11 protein-coding genes are annotated in these 13,707 nt (G+C 44.4%); all 11 read right to left on the bottom strand.

What is annotated here, in order from left to right:
• Positions 1-528 precede the first annotated feature (528 nt).
• The 11 genes from ACWHX8_RS14345 to ACWHX8_RS14295 all read right to left on the bottom strand — a co-directional run bounded on the left by ACWHX8_RS14345 (position 529) and on the right by ACWHX8_RS14295 (position 13,688).
• Positions 529-1,794 carry an O-antigen ligase family protein gene (locus ACWHX8_RS14345; RefSeq protein ID WP_447968814.1) on the bottom strand — a complete coding sequence of 422 codons (1,266 nt, stop codon included), beginning with the start codon at positions 1,792-1,794 and terminating at the stop codon, positions 529-531.
• A gap of 673 nt (positions 1,795-2,467) precedes the next feature.
• Positions 2,468-2,701, bottom strand: a complete 234-nt coding sequence (locus ACWHX8_RS14340) for a hypothetical protein (RefSeq protein ID WP_447968813.1) — start codon at positions 2,699-2,701, stop codon at positions 2,468-2,470.
• 241 nt (positions 2,702-2,942) lie between these two features.
• The gene (locus tag ACWHX8_RS14335; protein WP_447968812.1) at positions 2,943-4,040 is read right to left on the bottom strand and encodes a glycosyltransferase; all 1,098 of its coding nucleotides are present in this window, start codon (positions 4,038-4,040) and stop codon (positions 2,943-2,945) included.
• 944 nt (positions 4,041-4,984) lie between these two features.
• Complete coding sequence (locus ACWHX8_RS14330; protein ID WP_447968811.1) at positions 4,985-5,863, bottom strand: sulfotransferase domain-containing protein; 879 nt, start codon at positions 5,861-5,863, stop codon at positions 4,985-4,987.
• A gap of 11 nt (positions 5,864-5,874) precedes the next feature.
• A complete protein-coding gene (locus ACWHX8_RS14325) occupies positions 5,875-6,903 on the bottom strand; it encodes a glycosyltransferase (RefSeq protein WP_447968810.1) in 1,029 nt (342 codons plus the stop codon).
• A gap of 106 nt (positions 6,904-7,009) precedes the next feature.
• Positions 7,010-7,918 carry a glycosyltransferase family 2 protein gene (locus tag ACWHX8_RS14320; RefSeq protein WP_447968809.1) on the bottom strand — a complete coding sequence of 303 codons (909 nt, stop codon included), beginning with the start codon at positions 7,916-7,918 and terminating at the stop codon, positions 7,010-7,012.
• A gap of 36 nt (positions 7,919-7,954) precedes the next feature.
• The gene (locus tag ACWHX8_RS14315) at positions 7,955-9,499 is read right to left on the bottom strand and encodes a lipopolysaccharide biosynthesis protein (RefSeq protein WP_447968808.1); all 1,545 of its coding nucleotides are present in this window, start codon (positions 9,497-9,499) and stop codon (positions 7,955-7,957) included.
• Between the two features lie 40 nt (positions 9,500-9,539).
• Positions 9,540-10,196: a PIG-L deacetylase family protein gene (locus ACWHX8_RS14310; RefSeq protein WP_447968807.1), complete on the bottom strand. Its 657-nt coding sequence runs from the start codon at positions 10,194-10,196 to the stop codon at positions 9,540-9,542.
• A 56-nt stretch (positions 10,197-10,252) separates the two neighbouring features.
• Positions 10,253-11,095: a glucose-1-phosphate cytidylyltransferase gene (locus ACWHX8_RS14305; RefSeq protein ID WP_447968806.1), complete on the bottom strand. Its 843-nt coding sequence runs from the start codon at positions 11,093-11,095 to the stop codon at positions 10,253-10,255.
• 59 nt (positions 11,096-11,154) lie between these two features.
• Entirely contained in the window at positions 11,155-12,432 is a 1,278-nt protein-coding gene (locus ACWHX8_RS14300; RefSeq protein ID WP_447968805.1) for a methyltransferase domain-containing protein, read from the bottom strand.
• Positions 12,433-12,473: 41 nt separating this feature from the next.
• A complete protein-coding gene (locus tag ACWHX8_RS14295; RefSeq protein ID WP_447968804.1) occupies positions 12,474-13,688 on the bottom strand; it encodes a class I SAM-dependent methyltransferase in 1,215 nt (404 codons plus the stop codon).
• Positions 13,689-13,707 lie beyond the last annotated feature (19 nt).

Genomic DNA, 13,707 nt, shown 5'->3' with positions numbered 1-13,707 from the left:
CATTCATCGGTTAAATGGCGAGAAAGTTGAGCGAGCTCATGAAAGGGTTGGCTGTGGCCGTTTATCTCATTAATTTCGTGCTCATTATAATTTTTTAACAGGAATTATAGCCGTTGCAGTTATGCCGAATTAGTTACACGTCGACTCATTGAATTCTGATTGCCCCTTCGTAATTGAACCGTCAATTGGATCCAGATCTTCAAGCGGACATATATTTCCTCATTTTAACATTGTACTGTGTGGAATTTGTTGTATTTTCTTGTTTGGAACTTATTTGGATTCGCTATAACAGGATTAAACCTCACCGGCAATGAGATCTATGCGTTGAGTAGCAAAATAATTGCCATTGCCATGAAGTTCAGAAAAATCAAACAGTTAATGTTAATTATCTATGTTATCGAATAAATTGTGTGAAGGGTTATCCATACAAATATTTTGTAAGTTATTGTCATTCATGGCTGTTCATAGGTGTGTAAGTGTAAGCTTGATGGGGAAGCTTTCAGTCTGAATAGTGGGGTCCACTATAAATTACATATAGGGTGCTCCGTGCACATTATTCCTGCGAATCAAGATTCTTTGAGGCCATATCCAGATATTTGCACCAACTAACATGCCGAGAATCAGGGAGAACTCCTTTGCGAAAAGTTGGTGAATACATAGGGAGAGAAGTAGGACAGAAGCTGCGGCCCCTAGGAGACATAAACGTAATGGATCATTGTGAATTTTATGTGGTGCACATCTATAAGCTTGCCAAATAATCATGAGGAATGCTGCCAGTCCAATAAGCCCCCAATAGAGAGTTACTTGAACAAAACAATTGTGACTACCAGAAACATAGCCGCGTCTTGATAAAAACCCGCTCTGTTTTCCCCATTCACCATAGAAATTAGTGATGCCAACACCAGTCAGTATATAATCTGGCAAGTGTTTGATAGCTGCTGAGTACACACGCGCTCGCCCTTCTATCTTCTCGCCATAATCAGGTGTGCTTGTAAATGTCAAGCGAGAATATATTGCGTCCGGAACCCATATGAACATTCCGAATGCTAAAACAAAAATAGCGATAAGAACGTTCAGATGCTTAACTCCATAAGTATAGACGACAATTGCACACGAAATGATGAGAATTGTCGTCCCACCTCTAGACATTGGAAGTAGCGTTGCAATTGAGCAGAAAGTGGTTACGGCTAAAAGCCCGTATCGTTGGTACGCAATCTTTGTTGTAAGCGCCAAAGCTAGAGCTATTACTGCTCCCTGTGCCGTTAAGAACGACATTGTATTTAAGTCATTCGCGATGGGGCTAGCTTCGAAAATACGAACTCGGAGCTGAGTTGCTTCATCGAAATTTTCTGCTTTGGCAATATTTAATGAACCATAGATTGATAGAAAAAGAAGAGTGGAAAGCCAGATACTCGAGAAAAGAAATCCATAAATTCCATAAAGCAGAGCTTTCTGATCTCTGCAAAATGATGCGACGAAAATTCCACCTATAATCATAAATCCAATGCGTGCTATTTCGTAGAATCCTGTGCTGCCATTTATAAATTCCATAAACAAGCCAACACCAATTAGTGCATATCCACTTAAAAATACTGGATGACTAAGTGCTATTAAAAGGAATTTGAGCCGTCTTAGAAGAAGATAGCTTCCCATAATGAGAAACATTATAAATAAAATACTCGCTCCTCCAATTGTTGGCAGATGAATTTGGAGAGGTAATATTGAGATTGTGATCATCAACAAAAGTTGTTCAACTCTTGTTGTTTTGCATCTTTGCCGTACCCCTTTAATCATTTGAACTTCTCCAGAAATATTGGGGACCTTGCTAAGATTAGATTTCCCTTTGCTTAAACTTGGCTAGCGTCACCAAACTAAGACCTGAGTGGTAGTCCTACTTCATTGGACAGGTTTGAGGGGAGGTTAAGCCCTAAGTTGTTAGTTTGTGTCATGCCGCCTGTCTGTGATGTTTTCGTTGGGATGCAGGGCGTAGTCTAGGCCGGAGGAACAAAACTTCGCCCACCATAAACCTCGATTGGGGTTTCTCCATTAAGAGTTGAATGTGGTCGATTCTCAGTGTAAGGATCTTCCCCCTTTGCCGAGTTGCCGCTGAAATTGCAGTGCATTCTCAAAGGCATGCAGATAGACGCATTCATAATTTCAGAGAGCGCTAGAGCTGCTCAATAAACACGGCATCTATCCATCGCCTTTTTCCGTCCATCAAAATTTTGATTCCGTATTCTTTCAAAAGGCCAGTGAACTCAAAACTCGTGGACTGGCTACCCTGATCGTTATTGAAAATCTCTGGCTTGCCTTAGCGAGCCAGGGCTTCTTCCAGTGCCTTTGGGCAAAACTCGGTGTCCTTTATGTTGGACAGCCACCAGCTCAAAACTTTACGACTATACCAGTCCATGATCGCGATCAAGTACAAAAGGCCCCGTCGCACTAGTATATAGGTGAGATCCGTGCATCAGACCTGATTGAGCCGCGTGCTATCCAGCAGGCCTAGCAAATACAGATAGGTCTTGTGCAGCGGGTGAAGGTCAGACGTATGTGGCTTTTTGTACACCGCTTCAATCGCTATCTTTCGCATCAATCTATGCACGCGATAGCCCACGTTATAGCAGTGTCGCCGCAGATGCCGCGCCCTCTCGCGGGAGCCGTAATCTGGCGTAGCCCCAAATTGCTCATTGATCAGACGCATCAGTTTCGGTTGAGCGGTGGCTCTTCTTTTGGGTTATAATACCCAGCCTGAGCGGCTGAGGCTGAGCATTCGACAATGCGCCGTGATGCTCAGATTCTCGATGGACGGCTCTAATATTTTCTGACGCCTCCTCGCTCCAATTGGACGGAGGCATCTTCTCAAATATCACGTTCCACCGCCAGTTGGCCGATTTTTGTATTAAGTGCCTTATTGCATCTGTGGAAACAGTAGTAGTGTCATTTTAATCATTTAATACTACCTCATAGGCGTGACAGATTTTCCCAAGGATACGTTCTTGATTGAATTCTTTCTGCACAAAAAGATTCAGTTGTTTTCCAAGAAATTCTTTCTTCTCAGGTGTTTGAAGTAAACTCAGAATTTCCTTGGCAAGCTGATGCGGAGAACCAGGAGGAATTAAAATTCCTGCTCGGCCATGATCGAGTAATTCAGCGCATTGACCTACTTGTGTAGCTACAACAGGAAGCTTGGCCATACTGTATTCTATGAGTGTCATTGGGAATCCCTCGGACGTTGAACTAAGCACCCCGATATCACATTCATCTAGGATATTAAATACATCATTTCGTTGGCCGAGAAAGGAAACGTTTTTCTCCAAACCATAATTATCTATCAATTTTTTCATTTCGTTACGGTAGTCTATGTCGATTGAGGAACCTACCAGGATTAAATGTGCTCTTGTGATTTGCTGAGTGACAAGTGCCATGGCGTGAAGTTGTGTCATGTGATCCTTGGGCGGACGAAGGTTTGCCACGCAAACAATTCTGAAGCCTGCATCGCCAGGAAGGGGTGTTGCCTTACGAATTCCATTATTATGCCATGCAAAGTTTGGAACATACCAAACCCGATTAGACGGTAAGTGCAATTTATGATGAGCCCAAACTGCTAAGTTCTGGTTCACCGTAATCGTTCCTCTAATGCGTCTTGCCACAAGTCTGTAAAGCCAAGCCGTATGCTTGGCAAACGCCAAGTGACCCTTGTGAATATGCCAGAGCAAAGCTGGAAAGGGTGAAAAGAATGATGCAAGCATTGCAATAAATAGCGAAGGTCCATGGGCATGAAGGATCTGAATGTCATGTTCTCTAATAAAATCGACTAGGTGTTTTATCGCTTTTAGGTCGAGCAAATATCGACGTCTTAATTTGAGTTTAATGATGTCCTGTGCTAATTCAACCTCTAACGGACCATCTCCTCGTGTTGTGCATAAGAATACTTTACATTGCACTCGTGGGAGATGATTTAGAAGATTAACTACCACTCGCTCTCTGCCTGCAGCTGATAGTGCATCGGTAATGTGTAATACTCTATAGGGCTTGGACATTGTTTTTTTCTAAAATTTCAGGCTTACATGGTTCTGTATTGCTAGCAGTCTCTTGTAAATTCTCAGCGAGGATTGGTAGTTAATCAACTATTCGCTTCAGTAATTGTCTGTGCAAAATCCTGCGAGTCTTAAGAAAGATGCAATTGACTTCTTGGCAAGCCTGAGCACCGTTTGCAAAGGAATTCAGGCTCACTTATTCATATTTCAAATTCCACTACAGTCGTTCATTGAAGACATTATCCAGCTACCAGCCTTTTCCATCCATTGAAAGTTTGCTCCCGTGTTTTTTGAGCCTTGTGGTGAACTTCCGCAACGTATATTGGGATTCGTGGTTCGGGTTGCATAGGTCTGGCGGATGATAAGGCTCCAGCCTCTCTTCCAATACCTCAAGTCAGACATGTGTCTCCATCGGATTCGCCAAGTGCCATGAGAGCAATTTCCAGTTATGTCAGTGCGTGACCGCTATATAATATACACGCCCCTCCTTGGGTTGGAATGTCGATAACATCTATCCCCCAGCCTTGGTTCAACAGCGAGACAGCAATGTTTCGCAGAAGATACGGGTATATTCGATGGTGAGGGTAGGGCTGTCTCGTGCGTGGTTCACGACAGATCGCGCGTAAGTTCAGCAGCCCAATTTACCACAGGAACTGTTGCCGCCTCCTCTCGTTATTCACCTGTCATCGTCCCCAGCTCGTCAACTGGCGGATCTTATACATATGTCGAGAGTCGGAACTCTTCATCTAGCCAACGCATCAGCTTCAAATTCATATGTGCGCGCCAGTTGAGGGCATCATCCAGGATCGGGCGCAGCCCTAATTTTATCATAAAAGCCACAGGGTGATACTTGTAGGTTCTATTCATATTTTTCATACAGCATAGTGCAAAAAGGCAGTTTGTAGAACCAGAGCACACTTATTGTAGGCGACCAATAATTCCAGGCCCTATACGTTCCCTTCTTTGATAGAGGGTCCCTTATGATTTACCCAATGTCGAAGTGAACGGCCAACTAATCCTTCAACTCCCACTACTTGTGGCTCCCATATTTTCTTTAATCTTTGTATTGTTGTTTCTTGTAAAAACATCGAGGGGTGATGAGTGTCTAGAGCCGTTGGTTTGAGAACGCTTTGCCTAACAACGGGCGATCGTTTTAAAACGTCTAGCAAGTGCAAGAAGCCCATTTTTCGGAGAGAACTAGCCGTGTAGGCTGCTAAGGATCCAAGGAGTTTTAATCTTGGTGTCGAACTCGCATTGATACGTTGGTTGATGACCGTGGAAGTGAAATCGGTCGTGACGCCAAGAAACGATAAAAGTTTCCGAATGAAGAGTTCTGGTGTAGCTACTAAATCATCATAGAGCAGTATACATATTTGGTCTTTCGGAAAATAGGAGTAGTACCTGGTGAGATGCGTGTAATAACAATTGTCGTCTATAAGATCTGGATAATTAGAAAGAGCTTTTTCCAAAGGCATGTCATGTGGAATTTGTTTTGATCGCTTCCGGTAGATATATACAGAGTATAATCTTTCAAATGGATTTCGTAGGCAGGTGAACAATCGTACGTTTGGTAAGGTTTCCCACATTCGCTTAGGGACTTTTTCTTCATAGAAGTAGGATGTAGAAATTTCCCCAATCGCTTTGGCATTTGTCGCATGTCTGTAAAAGTTTCTATACCATGCAATTCCTTTATTGTATTCAAAAGTAAAAAAACTGGTCTCTTTTGTTCCATGAGCCAACGCTATCTCTGGGTGTTCCAGTAACAGTTCGTACAGCATAGAAGTGCCCGTGCGGCCCGGGCCAATCCCAATAAAAGTTGGCAACATATATTCCCTTGCTACGTGGATGAACAATCCGTCGCATTGGGTTTTCGACGATTTGCTAATAAAGGATTAGAAGGTGTGGGCAAAGATTGTAGGAGTCGGTGCGGTGTATCTTTTCCATCAATAACCGTTTGGTAAATAGTAATGAGTCGATGAGCCACCTGATCTAATGATAACTCCATGACCTTTTGACGTCCTGTCACAACATCTGGTCCATTGAAGACATCCCTTAGTTTTTCTGCAATGTCGGAAGGATTGGGCTCTGCGATGTAGCAGCCTGGAATATCATGTATGCGTTCCTTGACATCCCCAATATCGAGTGAAACGACAGGACGATTACAGGCAAGCGCCTCTTTAACGATATTTGGCGACCCTTCTTGATAAGAAGTCAACAGAAGTACATTACTTGCGTTGAGCCATGTCGATACTTCCTGATGCGGAACTCCTGTCAAAATTCTTAGTACGAGAGGAATTCCGCCAGCCGATACTTGCTCTCCTGCCAATTTAGCTAGTTCAAAGCGTTTGTGAGGGCGGTGAGCTTTATCTGCAAAAAGAACATTGAAGCAATTGGGGTCCCACCCTAATCGCGTGCAAGCCGTGATGCGGTCTTGTGGCTGAAAACGATTGAGATCGACACCATTTGGCAGGATCCACACCTTTTGTCGGTCGATTTTTTGAGGAAGAGCGCTTTTAAGATTTTCGGATTTTACGATAATACCGTTTGCTCTGTGAGCTGCAAGATATGAGGCAAAGACGCCTAGACGGACGGTCATTCGCTTAAAAAAATTAAAAAATGAACCTCCAAGAAGATCGGTTCCACAGAATGAAACAAGCACCGGGCGGTCTTTGACAACCCGTGTTACAGTTTCGGCCAAGAGCCCGCCATATAATGCATGGACAATATCAGGGTTAAATTCTGTTAATTTTGTAGAAATGGCTTTCCCAAGATCTCGATAGGTTTTTCTCCCTTGTTCAACTCGTTTGACGCAAAGGACATCCACTTCAAGTCCACAGGCTTCCAGTCCTTGAATTTGTTGTTGCACAAAAGTTCCTACTGTAGGATGCTCGCGCGTGGGGTACATATTAGTAACGGCAAGAACTCGCATAGGTCTAGGATCTCATCTAGCGCATTGGTATTCGCATTCAGCGTCAAATTTGTGTTTTTGATGTGGTTTTCATGCCTAAAAGCAGCATCAATCCAATAATCGGTTCCATCAATAATCGTTTTCGATCCGTGAGCATTCTTCTGGCAATACTTAATAACATATGCATTTTTTGGAGCGGGCTAGAAGGAGCCTCTCTGACGACTCTTAATTTCTGAATGAGAAGATTCCAGGCAAATAAAAAAATTTTCCCTTTGGTTTGAGGATCATAAAATTCCTGCTGAGCTTCAATTGTTTTGACATGTCCAGAAGCTGCAGGATGCAATCGGCGAAAGAAGAGGTATTCCGGTAATTCAATAAACGGACCGTACAGCATGAGTTCCAGTAATAACACTTTGTCTGATGGAGAATAATTTTGAATTAACCGTGTTTTCCTTAGTATATCTGAACGTATGACACCAAGCACGGCATTGCAATGACTGAGGTTGCAGACTCCGCGATGGAACCGGTCAGTCACTGATGGTAAGTCGAGGTCAGGGCCAATTTTGGCCTGTCTGAGCGATGTTCCGTACTCATCAATTAGTGTTGTATGTGAATAACAGAGCACGGCTTCTTGCCGTCTTTCTAATGCTGTGATGCATTTTTCAATATAACTTGGCGCGCAAAGATCATCGGCAGCTGCCCACTTGAAGTATTCTCCAACAGAGAGCTCAAATGTTTGGTTATAGTTGAATGCCGCTCCTAGATTTTTTTCATTTCTCACATACCGAATTCTTGAATCTCGTGCCACGTAGGTTTGGCAGATGGACTCCGTACGATCAGTCGAGGCGTTGTCGGATATAATAATTTCAAAATCTTGAAATGTTTGCTCTAAGAGCGAATCAAGCGTTTCCTCGAGAAATTTTTCGGCATTATAGGTCGGGAGACCGATAGTGATGCTGGGTTTTCTCGACACCTGGCTATGTCCTTATTGTGTATGTGTTCGTTAACTTTACTTTTTCCTTGCCACGAGGAATTTTGGTGTGTGTTTGCCCAGTCCCAGACCGGAAAAGATTAATTCAATAATGTCTGTAACAAGATGTGGCTTAATGACATAAAGCGTTAATCCATAACTGATGATTCCTGTGATGACCAAACTTAAAAGGGAGAATACATTGTGAGCACCTGCAACCATATTCAAGAGGGGTTCTTTCAGGCACAGCACAATTGCCATCATAACAACCGTCGCGATGAGTGTCGGTAACATCTGTGAGAGGTAGTCGCGAAGTGAAATTGGCAGACCTGTATTTCTACATAAGATGAACATATTATAAATGAACCCTATAGCAAAGGCGCCGACGAGAGCAAGGGCAATGCCCTCAACTTCCCAAGGGATGAATATGATAACGAGTATGATCATGGCTATACCTTGAATTAATGCGCCTCCGAAATTATATTGAGGTCGATTAATCGCCAAGAACAAGGGAGAAGCAATTCCCGACAGTGGTCTCAAGAGGCCGAGGAATGCAAAAATCTGAAGGAGTGGGATTGAGGCGCGCCATTTTTCACCAATCAAGAAAATTATCAATTCGGGCGCAAGAATGAGCAATCCCATAGAAAAAGGGATGGTAATTGCCGACAACATTTGAAGACTGTTGAGGAATGCCTTTGCTAAACGCGTGTTATCATCTCGTATCGTAGCGTAGGCGGGGAACAAGACCGAGTTTGTGATCATGGAGATTTGACCAACTGTGAGAGCTGAGATGGTATAGGCTTGACTATAGAATCCAAGTTGTGTTGTCCCGAACAGTTTCCCAACGACGAGTTTGTCGCCATGTTCGTAGCCGTATTGCACGAGGCCGGTCCCGAGAGTCGTCATACCAAATTTCGTCAGATTTTTGGCGACGAATGGGTCCCACTTATGTGGAATAAGCCATCGTAATGTTGGACAGACGAGGACGTTTGTCAGTAACGCCATACATGATTTGACGAGTCGACCATAGACAAGGCTCCACAAGCCAAACCCCGCATAGGCCATTCCCACAGCCGTTAGCATATAGCTCAGGGAGCTGACGGCTGCTGGAATAATACGCCGCCCGAACATCATCTCCTTAGAAAGGAGCGCATCTGGAATGAGGCCGATGGCATTAAACAAGACAATAACGGCCATCCATTGACAGATCTTCGTTAGCTCGTTCCCACCAAAAATTAAAGCAAATTCGGAAGCGAACCCCGCAATCAACGCTGTAAAAAGACATCCGACAGTTGTTGTGATGAGGAATGCGTGAAAAGCAGCTTTGTTGGTTTCATCTGTCGAAGCAATGAGGGCGGCTTTCATGCCCAAGCCAGAAAATAACCCGCAGATTCCAATCAAGGCTCCGCCTAAACTCACAAGTCCAAAATCTTGCGGGTCCAGAAGTCGTGCTAAAAGAATAGTCGAGAGTGCTTGAAAAAGTCTGAGTGTGGCATTGGACGCGGTTACTGCCAGTCCGGAGCGGAAGGCTTTCAGGCGCATAGCAGAGGTGAGGAATGCTTTCTCGTAGTGATGCTTTGGCATCTATTCATACAGAGATGGTCCTGGTGCCTAGCATATATACTTAGAGAATGATCTTCCGCCCGTAAAAGGCTTCGGCATATTGGTTGGGCGCATTTGATTCGATGCCGCGAAGTCTCATAATTGACATAAATGTCTCTTCGGTGAACCACCTCTTGTCTTGTTGAGATGTGAAGCTGTCCATTATGTAACGTACTTTTTTTTTGCACAGGTCTTCACTGGGACACATGAACACATTCGGCTGTCCGAGATCCCCATCATATTTCGGAATCTCATACTCTAAAATCGTATGGTTTCGATAGGTATTCCAGGTGAGTTCGGATATTGTTCGATGATCTTGGTGAAGATCATGTCGGTAATGGGTCAGAATCAAATCAGGCTCAAACTCTTTCCGAAGTTGCTGGAAGTAATCTTTAATTTCGGCACCAATGAAATTAAAAAACGAATCTTTAAATGTGTTGAGGATAACATGATGGTTCGGGGCATCTTTGAGAAATGAGCTAGCACTTGCGCGGGCCTCTTCAGCTCTTGTGTGATTCGCACTGAAAACTACCCAATACAATTCAATGTTTACGTAGTCTTCAATCAACTTGAGGACAGTCGCTCCACATCCAATTTCTATGTCATCGGCATGGGCTCCAAGGCATAGGACTCGGAGAGGTGATGCCTTGCTGTTATCGAAGCGCCACTTAAGTGTCATGAGTTTTTCTGTTATTCATGAGTGAGCGCAGAGTCTGATACGTATTCGACGATGGTTTACGAAGGCTGTTCATGACTTTTCGCAATCTCAGTATTCACATCTCTATTGTCCTGCTTCGGCCCGGAAAAACGCCAGAGTTCCCAGGGAGCCTCCCCGCTGGCATCTAGTTCGTCCAAGTGCTGTTTTTCTTTAAATGTATCCATGGTCGCCCAAAATCCTCGGTATTGATAGGCCGAGAGCTGATCTTGTTCGACGAGTCGCGCAAAGGGTTCACAAACCAACTCTTCGCCGTCGTGCATGTATTGGAAAATTTCCTTTCGTAGCACAAAAAACCCACCGTTAATCCATAGCCCTGAATCACCGACATGACGGACATCTGTCACTTGACCATCATGTTTCATCTGAACAACATGAAAACTGTGTGGTGGCCTCACGCACAAGAAACTCGCTGTTTTCTTGATTTTTGAGAAATGGTCTAATATGTCGGGTAGGGGACAGTCAGTCAAACTGTCGCTGTAGTTTGCCAAAAATACTTCATCTTCTCCGAGGTAAGATTCAACGGCTTTCAGGCGCTGTCCAATATTTGACTTGAGCCCGGTGTCAACAAACGTAATATTCCAGTCTTGTGTGTCCGTATTCAAAAGTTCAAGGGATTTTCCGCCATTTTTTATGGTGAAATTATTCGAAAGACATTCGTTGTACTGTAAGAAATATTCTTTGATTACGTCGGCGCGGTAGCCAAGACAGAGAATGAAGTCTTTATGTCCGTAATGTGCGTAGTACTTCATCACATGCCAGAGTATCGGCCTGTAGCCAATCGTGACCATTGGTTTGGGAATTGTTTCAGAGTATTCCCGCAACCTCATCCCTAGCCCTCCACAAAATAGCACGACTTTCATGATGGGGGTCTCCTCCTCTTGACCATAGGTCCCCAATTATACGAGAAAACGAGTATCTCTCAATAAATTTTGACGTCGGGGATGGGGACGAGAAATTGTCCGCCCCATTCACGAATATAGGCCATCTGTTCGATAATTTCGTCTTTAAAATTCCATGGCAAGACAAAGAGGTAATCCGGCTTCGTTGCTCTGATTTTGTCAGGATGCTCGATTGGAATATGCGTGCCGGGCAGAAACTTGCCTTGTTTATACGGATTTCGATCAACGGTAAAGTCGAGAAAGTCGGATCGGATCCCGCAATAGTTGAGTAAGGTATTTCCCTTTCCTGGAGCGCCGTATCCGACAACGGATTTCCCCTCTCGCTTCGTCACAATTAAGAAGTCCAGTATCTTCCACTTGATGGCTCGAACTTTCGGTTCAAAGGCTAGATGGCCCTCGAGTTCACCAAAGCCAGCATCTGTTTCAGTTGCCCTGAGATCGGCTATACGTTGGGTTGTACTCTTTGACGTGTCGGTGTCGTGACATGCAAAGATTCGTAATGACCCTCCATGCGTCCAGAGTTCTTCGACATCGAAAAGCTTTAAACCATGAGCCTGAAAAATTCTCTCTACCGTTAAAAAAGAAAAATACGAAAAATGCTCATGGTAAATCGTATCAAACTGCGCTTCTTCCATAAGCCGCATGAGATGTGGAAATTCCATGGAGATCACCCCTTGCGGCTTCAGGATGATCTTCATGCCTTTAATAAATCCATTGAGGTCTGGCACTTGCGCTAAGACATTGTTTCCGATCACGAGGTCGGCCTGTTGACCTTTCTCTGCCATTTCTCGTGCGGTTTCCTCGCAAAAAAATTGGACAACGGTTCTGATGCCCTTTTCGTTGGCGACCTTTGCGATGTTGACGGCCGGTTCGATGCCGAGAACTGGGATATTCTTTTCTACGAAGTACTGCAGTAAATAGCCATCATTGCTTGCAAGTTCCACCACCAGGCTCTTGTCGTCTAGCGTGAATCGTTCGCTGGCCATATCCGTATAGGCCTTTGCATGCGCAAGCCACGAATCTGAGTATGATGAAAAGTAGGCATACTCCGTGAAGATATGTTCCGGCTTCACATATTCTTCGAGTTGAACTAACAAGCATGTTGCGCAGACATACACGTGCAGGGGGTAAAATGGTTCCATGTGATTCAGTTGTGTTGCATGTAGGTAGCTTTCACATGGGGGGGACATTCCTAAATCTACAAAGGTGTGGGTCAAGGGTGTGTCACAAAAACGGCAGGCTCCGCTCACCTCGATCCTATCGCCTCGCATGTGATCGTAGTCTGATATGTTCGTCATATGGTGTTCCTCTGCCATTTCTTGTGGGTCTCTTAGAACATTTAAGCCGTAAGCAAGGTGCTTTCTAGTCCCATACGGTTGACCAGTTCCCTAATTTCCGTTTCATATATGGGGTTCGTGAGTATAATCACATCAGGTTTTATGCGTTCAAGATCCGCCGGGGCAACAATTCGCTGGCCAGTTCCTCCCATGTATTGCCCATGTTTCCGGGGGCTGATGTCCACGGCATATTCAATCGTGTCTGTTGCGTCAAGCATATTCAGAAAACTTGCCCCTCTGGCTCCTGCCCCCCACAACACGGCCTTTTGACCTTTGAGGGTAAATTCGCGTAGTGTATTTCTCCACCCATTGAGTTTTTCCTGATAGTTTTCCGCAAACGCTTTTACGAGGCCCTGTATTTCTGTAGAGCTATTGTCTTGCTCTGCAGAGGGAGAGGTGCGGGGTTCATGAGCTGGTGTTGCCTCGAGACACAAAACTTGTCCGGAAAAGGCCTCAGTTACCTGTTGAACGAAAAATCCGTTTTCGGAAAACGCCTGGGCAAGTGAGTGTTCGCAAAAGTATGAGCAATGCTCATACATAATGTCCCAAATGCTCAGGTCACGAAGCAAATAGAGGACAGTGGGAACTTCAAAAAAGACCATGCAATCCTGCCGACTGCCAATGGCTTTTCGTATGTGCGAGAGAAAGTCGGATGGAGATTCGACATGCTCTAATACATGACGAGAGCAAATGAAGTCTGCTTGGTAGTCCGTATGCGCTTCTGAATAATATCCTTTGATAAAGGTGAGATGTTCTAAGAGCAAGCTGTCCGGTCTTTTTCCGTCATAACTCGGATCAAAGCCAACTCCACGATTTCGTCCTCCCTCACACAACATCGACAAAAATTCGCCACTGCCACACCCAATCTCAATAATTGTTTTTCCCTGAAGCCGATGTTTTTCTACAAGCTGGTCTGCCAATTCCCTGGCATATCCTTGAAAATGGGGTGAGAAATGGAGGCAGTTTTCGTACTGTTGTGCGTAGCGCATGAGGGAGGGGTCAAAGGCGATGTTGTAGATCATACTGCAGGCAGTGCAGAACCCCAATTGTATCTCTCCTTTAGGGGCCCTTACGGCTTCTTCTTTGCTTGACCATATGGCAGTGCTATGAATAGGAAGTCCTTTACTCTCAAAAAAAATTGATAATTGCTCACGATGGCAGATTGGGCAACGTGTCTGTTGACCGCTCTTGTGAGTGTCAGGTTTCTGTACATCCATGAGATTTCTCCAGCATACG

The sequence above is a fragment of the Nitrospira sp. M1 genome (genome assembly GCF_965152605.1).
The sequence above is the reverse complement of the archived record's forward strand: the minus strand, read 5'-3'. Positions and strand labels throughout refer to the sequence as shown.